Annotated in this window: 20 protein-coding genes; 11 read left to right on the forward strand and 9 right to left on the reverse strand. The window is 64.3% G+C overall.

Going from position 1 to position 19806, the window contains the following annotated elements:
* Window positions 1-12: 12 nt before the first annotated feature.
* Window positions 13-4326, reverse strand: a complete 4314-nt coding sequence (locus BLQ55_RS25840) for a DEAD/DEAH box helicase (protein ID WP_092258111.1) — start codon at window positions 4324-4326, stop codon at window positions 13-15.
* A 293-nt stretch (window positions 4327-4619) separates the two neighbouring features.
* Here BLQ55_RS25840 and BLQ55_RS25845 point away from each other — a divergent pair, with 293 nt between their 5' ends.
* Both BLQ55_RS25845 and BLQ55_RS25850 read left to right on the forward strand, forming a co-directional pair.
* Complete coding sequence (locus BLQ55_RS25845; RefSeq protein ID WP_092204476.1) at window positions 4620-5504, forward strand: sugar nucleotide-binding protein; 885 nt, start codon at window positions 4620-4622, stop codon at window positions 5502-5504.
* Complete coding sequence (locus BLQ55_RS25850; RefSeq protein ID WP_092204477.1) at window positions 5497-6426, forward strand: NAD-dependent epimerase/dehydratase family protein; 930 nt, start codon at window positions 5497-5499, stop codon at window positions 6424-6426. The genes BLQ55_RS25845 and BLQ55_RS25850 overlap by 8 nt, the downstream gene beginning before the upstream one ends.
* A gap of 124 nt (window positions 6427-6550) precedes the next feature.
* Here BLQ55_RS25850 and BLQ55_RS25855 read toward each other — a convergent pair whose 3' ends face one another.
* The 5 genes from BLQ55_RS25855 to BLQ55_RS25875 form a co-directional block, all read right to left on the reverse strand.
* Window positions 6551-7249 (reverse strand): OmpW/AlkL family protein, encoded by a 699-nt coding sequence (locus tag BLQ55_RS25855; protein WP_092258114.1) that lies wholly within the window; start codon window positions 7247-7249, stop codon window positions 6551-6553.
* Between the two features lie 248 nt (window positions 7250-7497).
* A complete protein-coding gene (locus BLQ55_RS25860) occupies window positions 7498-8016 on the reverse strand; it encodes a DUF3299 domain-containing protein (RefSeq protein ID WP_025215734.1) in 519 nt (172 codons plus the stop codon).
* An 11-nt stretch (window positions 8017-8027) separates the two neighbouring features.
* Window positions 8028-9293: an ABC transporter permease gene (locus tag BLQ55_RS25865; protein ID WP_092204479.1), complete on the reverse strand. Its 1266-nt coding sequence runs from the start codon at window positions 9291-9293 to the stop codon at window positions 8028-8030.
* 1 nt (window position 9294) lies between these two features.
* Window positions 9295-10005 carry an ABC transporter ATP-binding protein gene (locus tag BLQ55_RS25870; protein WP_092258117.1) on the reverse strand — a complete coding sequence of 237 codons (711 nt, stop codon included), beginning with the start codon at window positions 10003-10005 and terminating at the stop codon, window positions 9295-9297.
* Window positions 10006-10141: 136 nt separating this feature from the next.
* A complete protein-coding gene (locus tag BLQ55_RS25875) occupies window positions 10142-10729 on the reverse strand; it encodes a DUF2796 domain-containing protein (RefSeq protein WP_092258120.1) in 588 nt (195 codons plus the stop codon).
* Window positions 10730-10849: 120 nt separating this feature from the next.
* Between BLQ55_RS25875 and BLQ55_RS25880 the strand changes: the two genes are divergently transcribed.
* Complete coding sequence (locus tag BLQ55_RS25880; protein ID WP_092258123.1) at window positions 10850-11200, forward strand: hypothetical protein; 351 nt, start codon at window positions 10850-10852, stop codon at window positions 11198-11200.
* Between the two features lie 99 nt (window positions 11201-11299).
* On the opposite strand, the gene trxA is transcribed toward BLQ55_RS25880, so the two are convergent.
* From trxA to BLQ55_RS25895, 3 genes are all read right to left on the reverse strand, one after another.
* Window positions 11300-12172 (reverse strand): thioredoxin, encoded by an 873-nt coding sequence (gene trxA / locus BLQ55_RS25885; protein WP_092172783.1) that lies wholly within the window; start codon window positions 12170-12172, stop codon window positions 11300-11302.
* 187 nt (window positions 12173-12359) lie between these two features.
* The gene (locus BLQ55_RS25890) at window positions 12360-13013 is read right to left on the reverse strand and encodes a class I SAM-dependent methyltransferase (protein WP_092258126.1); all 654 of its coding nucleotides are present in this window, start codon (window positions 13011-13013) and stop codon (window positions 12360-12362) included.
* Window positions 13010-13474: a YbaY family lipoprotein gene (locus BLQ55_RS25895; RefSeq protein WP_092204485.1), complete on the reverse strand. Its 465-nt coding sequence runs from the start codon at window positions 13472-13474 to the stop codon at window positions 13010-13012. The genes BLQ55_RS25890 and BLQ55_RS25895 overlap by 4 nt, the downstream gene beginning before the upstream one ends.
* A gap of 127 nt (window positions 13475-13601) precedes the next feature.
* Here BLQ55_RS25895 and nrdR point away from each other — a divergent pair, with 127 nt between their 5' ends.
* The 8 genes from nrdR to BLQ55_RS25935 all read left to right on the forward strand — a co-directional run bounded on the left by nrdR (window position 13602) and on the right by BLQ55_RS25935 (window position 19796).
* Window positions 13602-14066 (forward strand): transcriptional regulator NrdR, encoded by a 465-nt coding sequence (nrdR, locus tag BLQ55_RS25900; protein ID WP_013694316.1) that lies wholly within the window; start codon window positions 13602-13604, stop codon window positions 14064-14066.
* A complete protein-coding gene (gene ribD / locus BLQ55_RS25905) occupies window positions 14063-15196 on the forward strand; it encodes a bifunctional diaminohydroxyphosphoribosylaminopyrimidine deaminase/5-amino-6-(5-phosphoribosylamino)uracil reductase RibD (RefSeq protein WP_092204486.1) in 1134 nt (377 codons plus the stop codon). Before nrdR ends, ribD begins: the two co-directional genes overlap by 4 nt.
* Before the next feature lie 46 nt (window positions 15197-15242).
* Window positions 15243-15920, forward strand: a complete 678-nt coding sequence (locus BLQ55_RS25910; RefSeq protein WP_092258129.1) for a riboflavin synthase — start codon at window positions 15243-15245, stop codon at window positions 15918-15920.
* 16 nt (window positions 15921-15936) lie between these two features.
* Window positions 15937-17028 carry a bifunctional 3,4-dihydroxy-2-butanone-4-phosphate synthase/GTP cyclohydrolase II gene (gene ribBA, locus BLQ55_RS25915; protein WP_072410441.1) on the forward strand — a complete coding sequence of 364 codons (1092 nt, stop codon included), beginning with the start codon at window positions 15937-15939 and terminating at the stop codon, window positions 17026-17028.
* 310 nt (window positions 17029-17338) lie between these two features.
* On the forward strand, window positions 17339-17815 hold the full coding sequence (gene ribE / locus BLQ55_RS25920; RefSeq protein ID WP_003206025.1) for a 6,7-dimethyl-8-ribityllumazine synthase: 477 nt from the start codon (window positions 17339-17341) through the stop codon (window positions 17813-17815).
* Window positions 17812-18312: a transcription antitermination factor NusB gene (gene nusB / locus BLQ55_RS25925; RefSeq protein WP_057713127.1), complete on the forward strand. Its 501-nt coding sequence runs from the start codon at window positions 17812-17814 to the stop codon at window positions 18310-18312. The genes ribE and nusB overlap by 4 nt, the downstream gene beginning before the upstream one ends.
* 18 nt (window positions 18313-18330) lie before the next feature.
* Window positions 18331-19296, forward strand: a complete 966-nt coding sequence (thiL, locus tag BLQ55_RS25930) for a thiamine-phosphate kinase (RefSeq protein ID WP_092258132.1) — start codon at window positions 18331-18333, stop codon at window positions 19294-19296.
* Window positions 19293-19796, forward strand: a complete 504-nt coding sequence (locus BLQ55_RS25935) for a phosphatidylglycerophosphatase A family protein (protein WP_053125805.1) — start codon at window positions 19293-19295, stop codon at window positions 19794-19796. Before thiL ends, BLQ55_RS25935 begins: the two co-directional genes overlap by 4 nt.
* The last annotated feature ends 10 nt before the right edge of the window (window positions 19797-19806 follow it).

The following is a 19806-nucleotide window of genomic DNA, read 5'->3' on the forward strand; positions in this document are numbered from 1 at the left end:
GCTCAGCCACCCTCAACCTTTCTGGATCAGCTTGCTACGGACTTCAGCCATCCCCTGCTGATCCAATTCCATCCAGAAAACCGGCTTGCCAGCGATCAACGCCGCCACCGGCAACCCGTCCCGATACACCAGCCGATTGCTCGCCAGCGCCGGCACTTTCGCCCCCGGCAGCAAGGTGCCGGCCAGGTTCAGCGGGTCGACCCCGCACACCGCCACCAAGCTGCCGTCGGTGGGGCGGCGGCGGGTTTCGCGCAGCAACGCAATCGCTTCGGGCAGGGCGAACTGTTCCCCCGCCAGGCCGCTGACGAACCGCCCACCACGAATATCGCCCCGCGCCTCCAAACGATGGAAAGTGCGCAATAGCTCGCGCCAACTCGGCAGCCACTCGGCCTCCCGCTCCAGCAAGCGCCAGAACACCACGCCATAGCGCCGGAGCAAGGTCATGGCGATGTGTTCCAGAGTCTCCGGCGCAGTGGGCGTCGGGCGGTTGCCTTCCACGGGGGCGGGTTGGCTGCGGCGCAACAAGGCCCAGCGCCCGGCGTCGTCCATGCCGCCGACAAACGCGCCGCGGCCGCGCCGGCTGCTGCGGGCCTGGCGTTTGCTGGCCGGGGTGATCAGCGCGCGCAAGCCGGCAAAGCTGTCGGCATTCACCAACCCGGCGCCCACCAGTTCCTGCAAGGCGATTTCCAGTTCGCTGCGCAGCAGGTGGGCTTCATGGGCCAGCTCATCGAAAAACAGCGCGCCATGCTCGCTCAGGGCCTGATGGACTTTCTGCGTCTTGGGCGACAACTCCTCAAGGGCCGTTTGCCCGGCCAGGCTGCTCCACAACGCCACCTGGCTGCGCGGCAGCAACACCACCGGCGTACTGCGCAGGGCACTGGCGGACGGCTTCTGGCGCGCGCTCAGGCGGGTCCATACCCACTTGCCGCTGCGGCACAACTCATCGAGCCAACCGGGCGAATAGTCCTTGATCCGCCCGGGCAACAGGTCGCTGTCCCAGGCTGAGGCGGCGGCCGGGTAGCCTTCGAACTGGCCGAGGATCGACGGCAGCACGGCATTGCCCCGGCCCTGGGTGGACGACGACAGGTGCTGCCAGTCGAACAGGAAGCGCATGAAGTCCTGCAACATCACCGGCTCGATTTCCCGGCGCAGGCGCTTGACCGTGTAGCGATGGATCCGCGCCAGTAAATGCCGCTCGCACCATTCCTCCTGGCCGGTGCCCGGCGTGAAGCGCCCACGCAGCACGTAGCCTTGCTGCTCGAGCTGCGCCAGGGCCTGGGTGACCTGCGGGGTCGACAACCCCAGCGGGTAGGCGATGGCCTTCAACGGCAGCGGACCGAAGGCACTGAGCCGGGCGCGGAGCACTTCCACCAGGGCTTCGTCAACGTTCCAGGCTTCATCGAAATCGGCCAGCGGGGTCAGCGCCGGTTCCCAGCGAGCCTGTGGATAAAGGGCTTGCAAGCAGCTCAGGCGTTCCAGCGGCACCCACAGTCCCCGCTCGGCGCTGATCTGTATGTGGCTGGCGCGACCACTCGCGGCCAGTGCCCGCAGCCAATCCCGCCACGATGGGTGGGCGTCGGCTTCGCTGTCGGCGATGCAGGCCAGGCTCATCAAGGCTTCGTGCATCTCATCGAGATTGGCCGGCGTCGGCCAGGCTTCATCCCGCACCGACTGGATGGCTTCGGCGTCCAGCGCGCCAAGGTCGTCGGTGGATTGTGGATCGCTCCAGCGCCGGTTGATCACCGCCTGGGTCCGCCGTTCTTCCAGCGGTGCGTCGTCGAGAAAGGTGTAGGGACGGGCGCTGAGGATTTCTGCCGCCAGCGGCGAGGGCGCCGGCAGGTCGCGGCTGATCAGGCGAATCTGGCCCGCTTCCATGCGCCGCAACAGCGCCAGCCAACCTTCGCTGTCCATGGCTTCGTGCAGGCAATCGTCGAGGGTCTGTTCCACCAGCGGGTGATCGGGGATCTCCCGCTCGCCGGCCAGGTTTTCCAGGCAGGCGATCTGGTCCGGAAACACGCTGGCGATCAGGTCTTCGCTTTTCATCCGCTGGATCTGCGGGGCGACTTTGCGCCCGCCGGTGTAGCGCGGCAGGGCCAGGGCCACGCCAGCGTTCCAGCGCCAGCGCACGCCGAACAGCGGTGCATCCAGCACCGCCTGGACCAGGATCTGTTCGGCGCTGTGGCTGTTCAGGTAGCGCCAGACTTCGTCCAGTTCGAAGCTGTGGCTGGTGGAGAGCGAGAGCACGATGGCGTCTTCACTGGCGGCGGCCTGCAATTCGAAGTTGAAGGTGCGGCAGAAGCGCTTGCGCAAGGCCAGGCCCCAGGCGCGGTTGATGCGGCTGCCGAAGGGCGTGTGGATGATCAGTTGGGTGCCGCCGGATTCGTCGAAAAACCGCTCCATCAGCAGCGTATCCTGGGACGGCAGGGCGCCGAAGGCCAGGCGCGCCGGGGCCAGGTAATCGATCAATTGTTCGGCGCTGGCGAGGTTCAGGCGCAAGGTGCCGGTCAGCCAGTCGAGGGCCGGTTGCAGGTTGCCCGGCGTGGCGCCGAGCAGGTGATCAAGCTGGGCTTGCAGGCGGGCCACGGCCAAAGACAATTCGTCGCTGCGCCCCGGGGCTTCGCCGAGCCAGAACGGAATGGTCGGCGGTTGGCCCTGGGCGTCCTCGACCCGCACACGACCGGCCTCGACGCGGATGATGCGATAGGACGTATTGCCCAGTTGGAACACATCGCCGGCAATGCTCTCCACCGCGAAGTCTTCGTTGACGCTGCCGATGTTCAAGCCCTGGGGTTCGAGCAGCACGCTGTAGTCGGCGTTGTCCGGAATAGTGCCGCCGCTGGTCACCGCCGTCAGTTTGCTGCCCCGGCGCCCGCGCAGGGTCCGGGTCACGGCGTCGCGGTGCAGGTAGGCGTTGCGCACGCCCTGGCGGCCATTGAGGCCTTCGGCGAGCATCTGCAACAGCGCCTGGTAATGCCCTTCGTCCAGCTCGGCGTAGGGCGAGGCGCGGCGGAAGGTTTCCAACAGCGCCTGTTCCGGCCATTCCTGGCAACTGACTTCGGCGACGATCTGTTGGGCCAGCACATCCAGCGGCGCCTTGGGGATGTGCAGGATGTCGAGTTCGCCACGGCGCACGCAATCGAGCAGGGCGGCGCATTCGATCAAGTCGTCGCGGGTGGTGGCGAACAGGCGGCCCTTGGGCGTGCCGCCGACCTGATGGCCCGAGCGTCCGACTCTTTGCAGGAACGCCGAGATCGAACGGGGCGAGGCAATCTGGCAGACCAGATCGACATCGCCGATATCGATGCCCAGTTCCAGGGAGGCGGTGGCGATCAGTACCTGCAGTTCGCCGCGCTTGAGGCGTTGTTCGGCGTCGAGGCGAAATTCCTTCGCCAGGCTGCCGTGGTGGGCGGCCACGGCGTCCTTGCCCAGGCGTTCGCTCAGATGGCGACTGAGGCGTTCGGCCAAGCGCCGCGTGTTGACGAACACCAGGGTGGTGCGATGCTCTCGGGCCAGCTCGGCGAGGCGGTTGTAGACCAGCTCCCACACGTCATTGGCCATCACCGCCGACAGCGGCACCGGTGGCACCTCGATGTCCAGGTCCCGGGGACGGGCGTGGCCGATGTCGACGATTTCACAGGCGCGGCCTTCACCGACGAGAAAGCGTGACACCGCTTCGATGGGCTTTTGCGTGGCCGACAGGCCGATGCGCATCAGGGGTTCGGCGCACAGGGCTTGCAGGCGCTCCAGGCTCAAGGCCAGGTGGCTGCCGCGCTTGCTGGCGGCGATGGCGTGGATTTCATCGACGATCACCGTGCGGGTGCTGGCGAGCATCTGCCGGCCGGAGTCGGAACCGAGCAGCACGTAGAGCGATTCGGGCGTGGTCACCAGGATGTGCGGCGCAGTCTTGCGCATCGCCGAGCGGTCTTTTTGCGGCGTGTCGCCGGTGCGTACGGCGGTGGTGATCGGCAAGGGTGGCAAGCCCATTCGTTGCAACTGCTCGGTGATGCCGGCCAGGGGATTCTGCAGGTTGATCTGGATATCGTTGCTCAGGGCCTTGAGCGGCGAGACATACACCACCAGGGTCTGGTCCGGCAGGCCTCCTTGTTCCAGGCCGCGGCGCACCAGGTCATCGAGCACCGCGAGAAACGCGGTCAAGGTCTTGCCCGAGCCGGTGGGCGCCGCGACCAGCACCGAGCGCCGCTGGCCGATCAACGGCCACGCCCGGGCCTGGGCGGCCGTGACCGCCGGGAAGGTCTGGCTGAACCAGGCGCGAACGGCGGGGTGAAAGCCTGCCATGGCGTGGTCGGCTGCAAGGGGCAGATTCATAGGGCAGTTTATGCGGGCGGAGCGGGGGAGATGCAAGTACCGGCTGAGATCTGCATCGCCTGTCAGGGCCTCATCGCGAGCAAGCTCGCTCCCACAGGAGATATCAGTGCCTATGCGATCCCTGTGGGAGCCGAGCTTGCTCGCGATAGCGGCCTCAAGGCGCACACAAATGCCGGATCCACACTTTACGGGTGACGGTTGCGCACTAAACCCGCAAAATGCAACGATTCCGGCAACGCCTGCGGGCGTTGTCGACCCAATTTTTGTGCCAATAGAGTGGGCCTGCTGACTTTATGCGAATGCGCCTTATGTTACTGGGCGGCGGAAATGCCCTTGGGCAGGCGCTGATTCGCCTCGGTGCAGAAGAAGACATCGGTTTTCTTGCCCCCCGCCCGCCCGAAGACGGCTGGGATGCCGCGAGCCTGACGCAGCTGCTCGACGACACCCGGCCGGACGCCTTGATCAACCTGGCGTACTACTTCGACTGGTTCCAGGCCGAGGCCGTCAGCGAGCAGCGCCTGGCCGGCCAGGAGCGCGCTGTCGAGCGTCTGGCCGGGCTGTGCCAGCATCACAACATCATCTTGCTGCAACCGTCGAGCTATCGGGTGTTCGACGGTTCCCGTGCCACGGCCTACAGCGAGAAGGACGAGCCCGTGCCCCTGGGCGTGCGCGGCCAGGCGCTGTGGCGGATCGAGCAAAGCGTGCGCGCCACCTGCCCGCAGCATGTGTTGCTGCGTTTTGGCTGGCTGCTGGACGACAGCGCCGATGGCACCCTCGGCCGTTTCCTGGCCAGGGCCGAGCAACCCGAAGAGCTGTTGTTGGCTGACGACCGCCGGGGCAATCCGACGCCCGTGGACGATGCCGCGCGGGTGATCATTTCGGTGCTCAAGCAACTCGATTGCGCGGCGCCGCTGTGGGGCACCTATCATTACGCCGGGCATGAGGCGACCACGCCACTGGCGCTGGGCCAGGCGATCCTCACCGAAGCCCGCGCCCTGCATCCGCTGGCCATCGAGTCGCCCACGCCCCAGGCCCATGCCGCACGGCCGGACGCCGCGGAAGAACCGCAGCACGCGGTGCTGGCCTGCAAGAAAATTCTGCACACTTTCGGGATCAAGCCCCGCGCCTGGCGCGCAGCACTCCCGGGCTTACTGGATAGGTTTTATCGCCATGGCTGAAGGCCCTGTTTTAATCACCGGCGGCGCGGGTTTCATTGGTTCGCACCTGACCGACGCCTTGCTCGCCAAGGGGCATGCGGTGCGTATCCTCGATGACCTGTCCACCGGCAAGCGCAGCAACCTGCCGCTGGACAACCCGGCGGTCGAACTGATCGAAGGCGACGTCGCCGATGCCGCCCTGGTGGCCCGGGCCATGGCCGGTTGCAGCGCCGTGGCGCACCTGGCTGCGGTGGCCTCGGTGCAAGCCTCGGTGGATGACCCGGTGCGTACGCACCAGAGCAATTTCATCGGCACCCTGAATGTCTGCGAAGCCATGCGCCAGAGCGGGGTGAAGCGGGTGCTGTTCGCTTCCAGCGCAGCGGTCTACGGCAACAACGGCGAAGGCGAGTCCATCGACGAGGAAACCCCCAAGGCCCCGCTCACGCCCTATGCTTCGGACAAGCTCGCCAGCGAGTTCTACTTCGATTTCTATCGCCGCCAGCACAACCTGGAGCCGGTGGTGTTCCGCTTCTTCAACATCTACGGCCCGCGCCAGGATCCGTCCTCGCCGTATTCCGGGGTCATCAGCATCTTCAGCGAACGGGCACAGAAGGGCCTGCCGATCACCGTATTCGGCGACGGCGAGCAGACCCGGGACTTTGTCTATGTCGAAGACTTGGTGGACTTGCTGGTGCAGGCCATCGAGAAGCCCGAGGTGGAAGTGGGCGCGGTGAACGTCGGCTGGAACCAGGCCACGACCCTGAAGCAGATGCTCCAGGCCCTGGCCGCCGTGGTGGGCGACCTGCCACCGATCAGCTATGGCCCGGCGCGTTCCGGCGACATTCGCCATTCCCGGGCCGACAACCACCGGTTGGTGCAGCGCTTCAGCTTCCCACAGCAAACGCCGCTGAGTGTGGGGTTGGCGCGGTTGCTGGGGCGCTAAAGCTTAAAACTGTGGGAGCGAGCCTGCTCGCGATAGCGGTTCATCAGTCAACATGAATGCTGGCTGATCCACCGCAATCGCGAGCAGGCTCGCTCCCACAAGTGCTTTTAGACTGGAGTGAGGCTTAGAACTTGTAGCCCAACCCCACCATGTAGATGAACGGATCCACATCGATATTCACCTTGGCCCGGGTACCACCGGCCACGGCGTTGTTGTCCACATAGGCGGTAGTGTCAATGTCGATGTAGCGGATCTGGCCGTTGATCATGATGTTGTCGGTCAGCATGTAGTCGGCACCGACCTGCCAGGCCATGCCCCAGCTGTTTTTCGCCCGGAAGTTGCTGAAGCCATTGGCGCTGGCTTCGCTGCCGACGTGTTCGTCGTAGATCCAGGTGTAGTTGATACCGGCACCGACATAGGGTTGGAACGCCGACTTGGCGTCGAGCGGGTAGTAGACCAGGCTCAGTGTGGGCGGCAGGTGCTTGAGGGTGCCGAGCTTGCCATTGGCCGCGCCGAGGGCGGTGCCTTTGATTTTCACGTCGTGCTCGAACGGCGAGGCCGCCAGCAGTTCGATACCCCAATTGTTGGTCAGCATGTAGGCGAAGTTCAGGCCCAGTTGCGTATCGCTGCTCATGGTCGCCTTGCCGCCCAGGTCGGCGCCGGCCAGCGGACCACGGTCGACCTTGACGCTGGAGCTGTCGGCCTCTGGATTGACGGTGATAGCGCCGGCGCGAACGATGATGTCACCGGCCGTATGGGCCTGGGCGAGCGGGGCTGCGAGCGCGAGGGCGACGAGGGAGGCGCTGAGCAAGGACTTGTGCATGGGGGCTCCAGAGGACATTTCAAAATTGATGTCCTATGGTAAGGAGGCGCCTGGCCCGGTCTTTTGACACAGCTCAATGAGTCTTGGTCGATTAATTGACCCAGCTCAATGAAATGATGATGAGCAAGCCTTGACGGCCCCATCGCGAGCAAGCTCGCTCCCACACAGGTCGCATAGGCACTGAGATCTCCTGTGGGAGCGAGCTTGCTCGCGATAGCTATCTGACGGACTGCCCATCACTACCCGATTCACTCCGGCAACTCATACACATAAATCTTCTGCGCCTCCATCTGATATCCCGCATCGGCCAGTTCGCTGGTGGACGGCTTGACCTGCATCGGCCCTTCGACCCAGTACGGCTGGTACAGCTCGTCGAGCTTCACGCCGACCTCGCTTTTCACATGCACGATCTGGTTCGACGGCGGTGGCGGCACGTGGATGCAGGCGCCGAAATACGGCACCAGCAGGAAGTCCGTGGTGCGACCTTCCTCGCTGACTTCCAGCGGCACGATGTAGCCTGGCAAGCGAATCTGCTGGCCATCGAGGGCCTTGACCACCGGCGCGTTGGGCAAATCCTGCTTGGCGGCTGGAGCGGACTCGGCGGCCAGGGCGTCGCTCATCTTCGACAGGTCGTGCAGGGGCGTCATGTTCGGCACTTCCGGCGGTGCATCCGGCGGGATCATTTCCGACCAGGCCAGGTCCCTCGGCTCGGCCGCCCACAGCGGCAGGGCGACCATCATCAACAGTGCAAGCAGGGCGCGGGGCATCTTCAAGGTCCTCATAGACGGATCGACAGGCCGTCGGCCAACGATTGGCGATAGGCGCGCCAGGCCGGCACGCTGCCCATCAGCAGGGCGGCGACCAGGATGCCCGCCAGCAGCGTCCATTCATATTCGCTCGGCCAGCCCAGGGGCAAGTACAAACCGTAGGCCGACTGCACGTAGCCCTGGGCGGCGGCGATGCCGATGTACAGCAACGCCAGCCCGGCGATGACCCCGGCCAGCGCCAGGGCAAAGGCTTCGAACACCAGCAGCGTCGCGATGTGCCACGGCCTCGCGCCCACCGAACGCAGGATCGCCATTTCCCGGCGACGCTCGTTGAGGCTGGTGAGGATCGCCGTGAGCATGCCGATCAACCCGGTCAGGACCACGAACAGCGAAATCACGAACAAGGCCTTTTCCGCCGTGCCCATCAGGCTCCACAACTCCTGCAGTGCTACGCCGGGGAGGATGGCCAGCAGCGGTTCGCCACGGAACTCATTGATCTCGCGCTGCAAGGCGAAGGTCGAAATCTTGCTGTTGAGGCCGAGCATGAACGCGGTGATCGCTTGGGGCGTGAGGTCCATGTTGCGGGCCTGGTCGGCGCTGATGCGCCCATTGCCCTGGGCCGGCACGCCGTTCTTCCAGTCGATGTGGATCGCCTCCATGCCGCCGAGGCTGATGTGCAGCGTACGATCCACCGGGGTGCCGGTGCGCTTGAGAATCCCGACCACGGTGAAGGGCTTGTCGTCATGCTTGACCAGGCTGATTGCCGCCACGCCGTGGGCCAGCACCAGTTTGTCGCCGAGCTTGTAGTGCAGCGCCTCGGCCACTTCGGCACCGAGCACCACTTCGAACGGATCGCTGGCGAAAGCCCGGCCATCGGCCAGTTCCAGGTGTTGCTGACGGCCGTACTGGTAATGCTCGAAGTAGGCCTCGGTGGTGCCCATCACCCGGTAGCCGCGATGGGAATCGCCCAGGGACATGGGGATCGCCCACTTCACTTTCGGGTTCTTGGCGAACTGTTCGAAGCTGTCCCAGCGGATGTTGTTGGTGGCGTTGCCGATGCGAAACACCGAATACAGCAGCAGGTTCACCGATCCGGAGCGGGCACCGACGATCAGGTCGGTGCCGCTGATGGTGCTGGCGAAACTGGCTCGCGCCTCGGTGCGCACTCGCTCCACCGCCAGTAACAGACAGACCGAGAGGGCGATGGCAAACGCGGTGAGGATCGCCGTGAAGCGGCGGTTCGCCAGGCTGGCCATGGCTAGACGGAACAAATACATCTCAGACCTCGAGTGGCGTGGCGGCGCGATTGAGATCGGCCAGCGAGAGGTGGCGGTCGAACAGCGACGCCAGGCTCTGGTCATGGCTGACGAACAACAGGCTCGACCCGGCCTCGCGGCATTCGGCGAACAACAGCCGCAGGAAGTTTTCCCGGGCGTCGTAGTCCAGGGCTGAAGTCGGTTCGTCGGCGATCACCAGTTCCGGTTGACCGATCAAGGCCCGGGCGGCGGCGACCCGTTGTTGCTGGCCGATGGACAACGAGTCGGCGCGACGCTCCAACAGGTTCGGATCGGTCAAGCCCAGGTGGGCCAGCAGCGTGGCGGCCGCTTGATCGACACTGCCATGGCGCTGGCTGGCCCGCTGCGCGCGCAGTTTCGAGAAGTGGCAGGGCAGTTCGACGTTCTCCCGTACCGAGAGAAACGGCAGCAGGTTGAACTGCTGGAAAATATAACCGGTATGGTCCACGCGAAAGCGGTCGCGGCGGCCGGCGGTCAGTTCGCTGAGTTCCTGGCCGAGCAGGCGGATGCTGCCGCGATCCGGCGTTTGCACCCCGCCCAACAGCCCCAGCAGCGTGGTCTTGCCGCTGCCACTCGGGCCCTTGAGGAACAAGGTTTCACCCACTTCCAGGCGAAACGCCGGGATATCCAGCAAGGGCGGATGCCCGGGCCAACTGAAGCCCAGGTCGGACAGTTCGATGAGTGCTTGGGTCATATGAAACCGGTCAGATCAAGGTGAACCCCTGTGGGAGCGAGCTTGCTCGCGATAGCGCTGGGTCAGGCTACATCTGTATTGGATGTGCCGGCCTCATCGCGAGCAAGCTCGCTCCCACATCGGGTTTTGCGGTGAATCAAAATTTCAGGGTTGGCGCCTTGGCCGTCACTTCCACGCCTTGTTGGCCACTCGGGCTGATCAGTTGTACCTGAATTTTCTGGGTGGCCGGGAAGGTTTTGAACAGTGTCGCCAGGTCCAGGTTCTTCAATGCACCAGCGGCGGCGCAGGTGAACTGATAGTGGGCATGGATCTCACTGTGCTCGTGGTGTTCGTCGCCATCGGCGTCTTCGTCATGGTCTTCGTGGTCCGGTTCATCGCCGAACAACGGGCTTTCCAGTTCCTGTTGGGCCACGCTGCACTTGGCGGCGGCCGGCAGGTTGAACAACGCCAGCGGCTTGTCCAACAGCGCCCGTACCGCGGCGACCTTGGCCTTGTCGGCATCGCTGGTGGCGGCATGTTCGAAGCCCACCAGGTTCATCGCCGGGCTTTCCAGCTCCAGCTCCAGGGTCTGGCCATCCAGGGCAGCGTTCAGTCGAGCAACGCCGTGTTCATGGGCGCCGAGGCTGCCATGTTCGTGATCATGGTCGTGGTCATGCTCCACCGCCGCATGAGCGACAGCCAATGGCAGCAGGGCGAACGGCAAAGCGAGAAGCAGACGACGCATGACGAGTCTCCGAAAAGGTTATGTAATCTTATAACGAAAGTGCGGAGAGTTTGACCGTCTGCTTGGCGTCGCGCAAGGGCCATGGGAGCATGCGTACATGAAATATTCAGGAGCACGGTGATGTTGCGGATACGCGGAACCGTCGGCGAATGGCCGGTGGACTTGACGATCGAAATGGATGAGGGCGACTGGGCGCAGCTCGGCGCGCAGTTGCAAGTGGCCAAATCCGAAAGTGCAGCGGCACCGGCGGCCAAACCGACGAACCAGGACGATGCCCAATGGCAGATCGCCAAGGAACTGCTGCGCAAGGCCGGCCAACTGAGCGGTCCGGACCTGCTGGAGCAGCTCGAAGGCCTGACCGGCAGCGCCTCGGCGGGCAAGCGCCTGTTGGTGCGCCTGCGCCATAGCCCGGATGTAAAAGTCATCAGTGGCGGCGACACACCACTCTATAGCTGGCACGAAACCGCGTAGGAGCTGACGAGCGAAGCGAGGCTGCGAGCTTTCCCCAGACGCTTGAGTCTCAAGCAAAAGATCAAAAGATCGCAGCCTTCGGCAACTCCTACAGGGGAGTCAATACAACGCCGCGAACAGCTTGCGGCGATAGGTCGTCACCAGCGGATGGTCGTTGCCCAGCAGTTCGAATACCTGCAGCAAGGTCTTGTGGGGCAGGCCTTCGCTGTAGCCGCGGTTACGCACGAACAGCTTGAGCAGCGCATCGAGGGCCGCTTCGTACTGTTGGCGCGCCAGTTGCTGGATCGCCAGTTGGTACACCGCTTCGTCGTCTTGCGGGTCTTTCGCCAGGCGCGCCTTGAGGTCGGCGGCGTCCGGCAGGTGCTTGGCCAGGCCGAGGAACTGGATCTGCGCCTTGGCACCGGCGAGGGCGGCCTTGTGCTCATCGCTTTTCACCGCGTCGAGCACGGTCTGCGCTTCGTCCAGCTCGCCGCGCTCGGTCAGGCAGCGGGCATACAGGATCAGCGCCTTGGCGTTGGTGTTGTCTTCACCCAGCAACACGGTGAGCACGGCTTCGGCGTCGGCGAAACGACCGTCGTCGAACAGCGCCTGGGCCTGTTCGAACGGGTCGGCGGCGGCCGGCGGTGGCATCTGCACATGGGGTTCGAGCATCGTGCGTACCGCCGACTCCGGCTGGGCACCGGCAAAGCCGTCGACGGGCTGACCGTCCTTGAACAACACCACCGTCGGCAGGCTGCGAATGCCGAAGCGGGCCACAATGTCCTGCTCGATGTCGCAGTTGACCTTGGCCAGCAGCAATTCGCCTTGATAGCTCTCGGCAATGGTTTGCAGCATTGGCATCAGAGCCTTGCACGGCGCACACCACTCGGCCCAGAAATCCACCAGTACCGGTTTGTGGAAAGAATTCGCGATCACCGATTGGTCGAAATCGGCGGTGGTGGCGTCGAAGATGTAGGGCGTTTCCTGAGTCATGGGCAATCTCGTAGAGCGCTTGAATGGGGCAACTATACGGCGTGGTGGGGGGTGGCTGAAAGCGGGGTGGCGGTGAGAGGTGTGTAGATTGGCAGGGCTCCATCGCGAGCAAGCTCGCTCCCACAAGGGATCTCGAGTGTTCATGCGCCCCCTGTGGGAGCGAGCTTGCTCGCGATGCTTTTTAGGGTCAGCGCCGCGCGTGGTACAGGCTCACATGGCGAAACTCTTCCGGCTCGGCCAGGTCCGGCAGGGTCATGGCCTGGAGCATTTCGATGCGCCGGTACAGCGGATGCTGGAAATCCCGCACCCGGGAATCGGCCACCAACGCCTCGCGACCACGACTGAGGAACTGGTCGAGCAGCGGCAGGTTGGCCCGGTCGTAGAGTACGTCGGCGACCAGGATCAGGTCGAAACGATCGGTCTCGGCGAAAAAGTCCGTCGAATAACCCAGCTCCACGCCATTGAGCGCGGCATTGGCCTGGCAGGCGGCAATCGCCAGTGGGTCGAGGTCGCAGGCCACCACTTCCAGGGCTCCGGCCTTGACCGCCGCGATGCCCGCCACGCCGGAACCGGCACCAAAATCCAGCACCCGCTTGCCTTCCACCCACTGCGGCTGCTCGGTGAGGTAGCGGGCCATCGCCAGGCCGCTGGCCCAGCAGAAACTCCAATAGGGCGGCTCGTGGAGAATGCGCCGGGTTTCTTCCGGGCTGAAGGCGCGGTCCATGTTGTCGCCGTCGATCAGCCACAACGTCAAGTCAGCGCCGGGGAGCGGACAAGCCACCAGACGCGCGTCGCCAAGCAATTCACTCAACGCCCGTTGCAGGTCTTGCGGTGCACTCATGGCGCTTTGACGAATTGCAGGGTGCCCAATGCCTGGGTGGTCGGTTGGCTGATGCGTTGTTCCGGCAAGTGCAGGATCAACTGGCCGGACTGGCTGGCGCGGCCACGCAGTTCCACGCGGGCGCCCACCGGGAAGGCTTCCGGGTTGAAGCGCAAACGGAAGGGCAGGGCCTGGTTGGTGCCGATCAGGCTGGAACTGGCGAGCAATTGTTGTGGACGGTCCTTGTCGTCGATCACCAGCAGCGCCAGTTCCACTTCGGCTCCGGCCGGCACGCCTTGCAGGGTGCCGCTGATTTCACGCTGGTACGCCGGTAATGGCCCCAGCTCGGCCGCCTGGCGGGCTTTTTCCTGGGCCTGTTTCGGCGCGGGGGCCGGAGCGGGAGCGGCGGGCTTGGGGGCATCGCTGCTGCACGCCATCAGCAGGCTGAAAAAACTGAGCAAAACGAGCGATCGTAGCGGCATGTGTGGCTCCAGCAAGGTGAATTCCATGGATCTGACGGTAGGCCCGTCTGTATACCGTAAACCCTATGGCTTGTCTTGCCAGTGGGATGCGCTACCATGGCCCTCCCTTTTTTTGTTGCCTGCCACCATGCACTGTCCCTTCTGCGGTGCCAACGACACCAAGGTCATCGACTCGCGACTGGTCGCCGAGGGCGAACAAGTCCGCCGCCGCCGCGAATGCCTGGCTTGCGGCGAGCGTTTCACGACGTTCGAGACCGCTGAACTGGTGTTGCCGCGCCTGATCAAAACCGACGGCAGCCGCCAGCCGTTCGACGAAGAAAAACTGCGCGCCGGCATGCAGCGCGCCTTGGAAAAGCGCCCGGTGAGCGTCGAGCGCCTGGAAGCGGCGCTGGTGCACATCAAGCACAAGCTGCGGGCCACCGGCGAGCGCGAGGTCAAGTCCCTGGTGGTCGGAGAGTTGGTGATGGCCGAGCTGCAGAAGCTCGACGAAGTCGCCTACATCCGTTTCGCCTCGGTATACCGGCGCTTCCAGGACCTGAACGAGTTCCGTGAAGAAATCGACCGCCTGGCCCGCGAACCGGTGAAAGAATGACCGGCCCGGCGCAGCAGGCTGTCCTCGACGCCCACTACATGGCCCGTGCCCTGGAGTTGGCGCGACGTGGTCACTACACCACCGACCCCAACCCCCGGGTCGGTTGCGTGATCGTGCGTGACGGGCAGATTGTCGGCGAAGGCTGGCACATCCGCGCTGGTGAGCCCCATGCCGAAGTCCATGCCCTGCGGGCCGCCGGTGACAACGCCCGGGGCGCCACGGCCTACGTGACCCTCGAGCCTTGCAGTCATCACGGGCGTACCCCGCCTTGTGCCGATGCGCTGGTCAACGCCGGCGTGGCGCGGGTGGTGGCAGCGATGCAGGACCCTAACCCGGCAGTCGCCGGGCGCGGCCTGCAACGCCTGGCCCAGGCCGGCATCGCCACTGAAAGCGGCGTGCTGGAAGGTGAGGCGCGCAAGCTCAATGAAGGTTTTCTCAAGCGCATGGAACAGGGCCTGCCGTTCGTGCGGGTCAAGCTCGCCATGAGCCTGGATGGCCGCACCGCCATGGAAAGCGGCGAAAGCCAGTGGATCACCGGCCCGGCCGCACGTTCGGCGGTCCAACGCTTGCGCGCCCAGGCCAGTGTGGTGCTGACCGGTGCCGATACGGTGCTGGCGGACAACGCCCGGCTGACCGTACGCGCCGATGAACTTGGGCTGGATGCCGAGCAGACTGCGTTGGTCATGAGCCGTCCGCCGTTGCGGGTACTGGTGGACGGGCGCCTGCGGGTGCCCCTGGATGCGGCGTTTTTCAAGGCCGGCCCGGCGCTGGTCGCTACCTGCATGGCGGTGGAAGAACAGTACGCCAACGGTCCTGAATGCATGATCGTGGCGGGCGATGACGGCCAGGTCGATCTGCGTCGGCTGCTGGTGGCGCTGGCTGCCCGGGATGTCAATGAAGTGCTGGTGGAGGCCGGTCCGCGCCTGGCGGGGGCTTTCGCCCGACTGGGGCTGGTGGACGAGTTCCAGATCTTCATCGCCGGCAAATTCCTCGGTTCTTCGGCGCGGCCACTGCTGGACTGGCCGCTGGCGCAGATGAAGGACGCTCCCCAGCTGAAAATCACCGAAATCCGCGCCGTGGGCGATGACTGGCGAGTCATCGCCATTCCCGTTCCACCGGCCAGCGTATAATTCCCGGCTTTCGCTCACGCGGCGGCCCGTTCTCGAGGAGGACTCCATGTTTACCGGCATCATCGAATCCATCGGCAGCATCCGTGCACTCACCCCCAAGGGCGGCGATGTGCGGGTCCACGTCGAAACCGGCAAGCTCGACCTGAGCGACGTCAAGCTGGGCGACAGCATCGCGGTAAACGGCGTCTGCCTGACCGCCGTTGAACTGCCAGGCAACGGCTTCCTGGCGGACGTCAGCCGCGAAACCCTCGACTGCACGGCCATGAACGACCTCAAGAGCGGCAGCCCGGTCAACCTGGAAAAAGCCCTGACCCCCACCACTCGCCTGGGCGGGCACCTGGTCAGCGGCCACGTGGACGGCGTCGGCGAAGTGGTCTCGCGCACGGATAACGCCCGGGCCGTGGAGTTTCGCATCCGCGCCCCGAAGGAACTGGCCAAGTACATCGCCCATAAAGGCTCGATCACCGTCGACGGCACCAGCCTGACGGTCAACGCGGTGGATGGCGCCGAATTCCTGCTGACGATCATTCCCCACACGCTGAGCGAAACCATCATGGCTTCGTACCGGCCAGGTCGCCGGGTCAACCTGGAAGTCGACTTGCTGGCCCGTTACCTGGAACGCCTGCTTATGGGAGACAAGGCCGCAGAGCCTGACTCTTCACAACGGCGGGCCGGTAACATCACCGAAAGTTTTCTGGCCGCCAACGGCTACCTCAAATCCTGACCCAAGGGGGTGCCGCGTGGCGCTCAATAGCATCGAAGAACTGGTTGAAGACATCCGCCAAGGCAAGATGGTCATCCTCATGGATGACGAAGACCGCGAGAACGAAGGCGACCTGATCATGGCCGCCGAGTGCTGCAAGGCCGAACACATCAACTTCATGGCCAAGCACGCCCGTGGCCTGATCTGCATGCCGATGACCCGCGAGCGCTGCGAACTGCTCAAGCTGCCGCTGATGGCGCCACGCAACGGCTCGGGCTTCGGCACCAAGTTCACCGTGTCCATCGAGGCCGCCGAAGGCGTGACCACCGGGATCTCCGCCGCTGATCGCGCGCGCACCGTACAGGCTGCCGCCGCCCGGGACGCCAAGGCCGAAGACATCGTCAGCCCCGGCCACATCTTCCCGCTGATGGCCCAGGCCGGTGGCACCCTGGCCCGCGCCGGCCACACCGAAGCGGCGTGCGACCTGGCGCGCATGGCCGGCTTCGAACCCAGCGGCGTGATCTGCGAAGTGATGAACGACGACGGCACCATGTCCCGTCGCGCGGAGCTGGAAACCTTCGCCGCCGAACACAACATCAAGATCGGCACCATCGCCGACCTGATCCACTACCGGATGATCCACGAACGTACCGTTCAGCGGATTGCCGAGCAGCCGCTGGACAGCGAACTGGGCCAGTTCAACCTGGTGACCTACCGCGACTCGGTGGAAGGCGACGTGCACATGGCGCTGACCCTGGGCACCGTATGCGCCGAAGAGCCGACCTTGGTGCGCGTGCACAACATGGACCCGCTGCGCGATTTGCTGATGGTCAAGCAACCCGGTCGCTGGAGCCTGCGGGCCGCCATGGCCGCGGTGGCCGAGGCCGGCAGCGGCGTGGTGTTGCTGCTCGGCCACCCGCTCGATGGCGACGTGCTACTGGCGCACATTCGCGAAACCGCGGATCAAACCGCAGTGAAAAAACCGACCACCTACAGCATCGTCGGTGCCGGTTCGCAGATCCTTCGTGACCTGGGCGTGCGTAAAATGCGCCTGATGAGCGCACCGATGAAATTTAATGCGATATCCGGTTTCGATCTGGAAGTTGTAGAATACGTGCCCTCCGAATAATGGCCCGGGGATTCCGGCATTGTTGTTCACTTAAGGCTAGTTAGATTCATTGTGGCGAGGGCTTGCTCCCGCTGGATGTAGGAGCTGCCGAAGGCTGCGATCTTTTGATTTTGATCTTTCTCTCTCGACTCAATTGTCTGGGGTAAGATCGCAGCCTCGTTGCACTCGACAGCTCCTACGACGCAAGCTCCCCCGCCACAGAGGGTGTGCAAGTGAACGAGATGGCGGGATTCACGGCCCTGTATTCGTGGCTAATATCACTGAAGGAGCGCGTATAGAACGCGCTCTGGCTCTTTAAGAGATCTGACGAATGACCCTGAAGACCATCGAAGGTACCTTCATCGCCCCTAAAGGCCGCTACGCTCTGGTAGTGGGCCGTTTCAACAGTTTCGTGGTCGAGAGCCTGGTTGGCGGTGCGGTCGATGCCCTGGTTCGCCATGGCGTGAGCGAAAGCGACATCACCATCATCCGTGCCCCTGGCGCCTTCGAAATTCCGCTGGTTGCGCAGAAAGTCGCTCAAAAGGGCGAATATGCGGCGATCATCGCCTTGGGCGCGGTCATTCGTGGCGGTACTCCGCACTTCGAATACGTGGCTGGCGAATGCACCAAGGGCCTGGCCCAGGTGTCCATGGAGTTCGGCGTGCCGGTCGCTTTTGGCGTGCTGACCGTTGATTCCATCGAACAAGCCATCGAACGTTCCGGCACCAAGGCCGGTAACAAAGGTGCCGAAGCTGCCCTGTCCGCCCTGGAAATGGTCAGCCTGCTGGCGCAGTTGGAGGCCAAGTGATTAGCGACGAAAGCGATCGTTTCAACCCGCGCGATCCAAAGCCTGCGGACGCCGGCAAGCCATCGAAAAGCGCCAAGCGTCGCGAAGCCCGTCAGCTCGCGACCCAGGCGCTGTATCAATGGCACATGGCCAAGCAATCGCTGAACGAGATCGAAGCGCAGTTTCGGGTCGATAACGATTTCAGCGATGTCGACGGTGCTTATTTCCGCGAGATCCTGCACGGGGTCCCGCAGTTCAAGACCGAAATCGACACCGCCCTCACGCCTTGCCTGGACCTGACCATCGAAGAGCTGGATCCGGTTGAACTGGCGGTGCTGCGCCTGTCCACCTGGGAACTGCTCAAGCGCGTCGACGTACCGTACCGCGTGGTGATCAACGAAGGGATCGAACTGGCGAAAGTCTTCGGTTCCACCGATGGCCACAAGTTCGTCAACGGTGTGCTCGACAAGCTCGCCCCGCGCCTGCGTGAAGCTGAAGTGAAGGCGTTCAAGCGCTGATTGGCGCTTGTTATCCCAATGGGTGAGTTCGAGCTGATCCGTAACTACTTCGCCGCCGCGCCTTGCGCGCAGGGCGGCGAGGGCGTTGCGCTGGGGATCGGCGACGACTGCGCCTTGCTGGCGGCTCCTTCCGGGGAACAGCTGGCGGTCTCCACCGACACGCTCGTGGCCGGTGTGCATTTTCCAGACCCTTGCGACCCGTTCCTGCTCGGCCAGCGCTCGCTGGCCGTGGCGGTCAGCGACCTGGCCGCCATGGGCGCCAAGCCCTTGGCCTTTACCCTGGCCCTGACCTTGCCGACGGTGACCGCCGATTGGCTGCAAGCCTATGCCCGCGGTTTGAACCAGATGGCCCAGGCCTGTGGCGTGGCGCTGGTGGGAGGGGACACCACGCGTGGGCCGTTGAGCCTGACCATGACCGTGTTCGGCCATGTGCCGTCCGGCCAGGCCCTGACCCGCGGCGGCGCGCAGCCCGGCGACCTGCTGTGTGTCGGCGGCGACCTGGGCAATGCCGCCGGCGCCTTGCCGTTGGTGCTCGGCCAGCGTCACGCCGAGCCCGGGATTGCCGAGCCACTGCTGGCTCATTATTGGTCGCCCCGGCCGCAGATCGACTTGGGCCTGGCGTTGCGGGGAAAGGCCAGCGCGGCGATGGATATTTCCGATGGCCTGCTGGCTGATTGTGGGCATATCGCCCTGGCGTCCGGGGTAGCCTTGCAGGTTGAACGGGACCGACTGCCGCTGTCCAGCGCTCTGGTCGCGTTTCTTGGTGGAGCCGATGCCGCGCAGGCCGCCCTGAGTGGCGGTGACGATTACGTGCTGCTGTTCACCCTGCCGCCGAGCCGGTTGTCGGCGTTGCAGGCCGAAGGCTGGCCGATCCATGTGATCGGCAGCGTGCTGGCCGGGCAAGGCGTCACGCTGGTCGACAGCGACGGGCACGACATCACCCCGCATGTACGGGGCTATCAACATTTTCGGGAGACACCGTGACAGATCATCCCAACCAGGTCCCGGCAGAGTTCGTTCCGCCTTCGGTCTGGCGCAATCCCTGGCATTTCCTGGCATTTGGCTTTGGTTCGGGCACTTTACCTAAAGCGCCGGGCACCTGGGGCTCGCTGGTTGCGCTACCCTTCATACCGTTGTGGCAGATGTTGCCGGACTGGGGCTACTGGTTGATGCTCGGCATCACCATGCTGTTTGGCTTCTGGCTGTGTGGCAAAGTGGCGGACGACCTGCGGGTGCACGATCATGAGGGCATCGTCTGGGACGAAATGGTCGGCATGTGGATCACCTTGTGGCTGGTGCCGGAAGGCTGGTATTGGTTGCTGACGGGATTTCTGGTGTTCCGTTTCTTCGATATCCTCAAGCCGTGGCCGATCCGCTGGATCGACCGACATGTGCACGGAGGTGTCGGGATCATGCTCGACGATGTATTGGCCGGGGTTTTCGCCTGGCTGGCAATGCAAGGATTGGTGTGGTGTTTCACCTGAAGGAGCCAGG

The organism is Pseudomonas sp. NFACC13-1 (assembly GCF_900104425.1).
GTDB classification, from domain to species: Bacteria; Pseudomonadota; Gammaproteobacteria; order Pseudomonadales; family Pseudomonadaceae; genus Aquipseudomonas; species Aquipseudomonas fluorescens_AA.

Bases quoted from the DNA above. Each gene is read 5' to 3' on its own strand.
- BLQ55_RS25840 (WP_092258111.1), bottom strand. From the start codon at position 4,326: ATGAATCTGCCCCTTGCAGCCGACCACGCCATGGCAGGCTTTCACCCC.
- BLQ55_RS25910 (WP_092258129.1), top strand. From the start codon at position 15,243: ATGTTTACCGGCATCATCGAATCCATCGGCAGCATCCGTGCACTCACC.
- nrdR (WP_013694316.1), top strand. From the start codon at position 13,602: ATGCACTGTCCCTTCTGCGGTGCCAACGACACCAAGGTCATCGACTCG.
- ribE (WP_003206025.1), top strand. From the start codon at position 17,339: ATGACCCTGAAGACCATCGAAGGTACCTTCATCGCCCCTAAAGGCCGC.
- BLQ55_RS25875 (WP_092258120.1), bottom strand. From the start codon at position 10,729: ATGCGTCGTCTGCTTCTCGCTTTGCCGTTCGCCCTGCTGCCATTGGCT.
- BLQ55_RS25870 (WP_092258117.1), bottom strand. From the start codon at position 10,005: ATGACCCAAGCACTCATCGAACTGTCCGACCTGGGCTTCAGTTGGCCC.
- BLQ55_RS25855 (WP_092258114.1), bottom strand. From the start codon at position 7,249: ATGCACAAGTCCTTGCTCAGCGCCTCCCTCGTCGCCCTCGCGCTCGCA.
- thiL (WP_092258132.1), top strand. From the start codon at position 18,331: ATGGGTGAGTTCGAGCTGATCCGTAACTACTTCGCCGCCGCGCCTTGC.
- BLQ55_RS25865 (WP_092204479.1), bottom strand. From the start codon at position 9,293: ATGTATTTGTTCCGTCTAGCCATGGCCAGCCTGGCGAACCGCCGCTTC.
- ribD (WP_092204486.1), top strand. From the start codon at position 14,063: ATGACCGGCCCGGCGCAGCAGGCTGTCCTCGACGCCCACTACATGGCC.
- trxA (WP_092172783.1), bottom strand. From the start codon at position 12,172: ATGACTCAGGAAACGCCCTACATCTTCGACGCCACCACCGCCGATTTC.
- BLQ55_RS25895 (WP_092204485.1), bottom strand. From the start codon at position 13,474: ATGCCGCTACGATCGCTCGTTTTGCTCAGTTTTTTCAGCCTGCTGATG.
- BLQ55_RS25850 (WP_092204477.1), top strand. From the start codon at position 5,497: ATGGCTGAAGGCCCTGTTTTAATCACCGGCGGCGCGGGTTTCATTGGT.
- BLQ55_RS25880 (WP_092258123.1), top strand. From the start codon at position 10,850: ATGTTGCGGATACGCGGAACCGTCGGCGAATGGCCGGTGGACTTGACG.
- BLQ55_RS25845 (WP_092204476.1), top strand. From the start codon at position 4,620: ATGCGAATGCGCCTTATGTTACTGGGCGGCGGAAATGCCCTTGGGCAG.
- BLQ55_RS25860 (WP_025215734.1), bottom strand. From the start codon at position 8,016: ATGCCCCGCGCCCTGCTTGCACTGTTGATGATGGTCGCCCTGCCGCTG.
- BLQ55_RS25890 (WP_092258126.1), bottom strand. From the start codon at position 13,013: ATGAGTGCACCGCAAGACCTGCAACGGGCGTTGAGTGAATTGCTTGGC.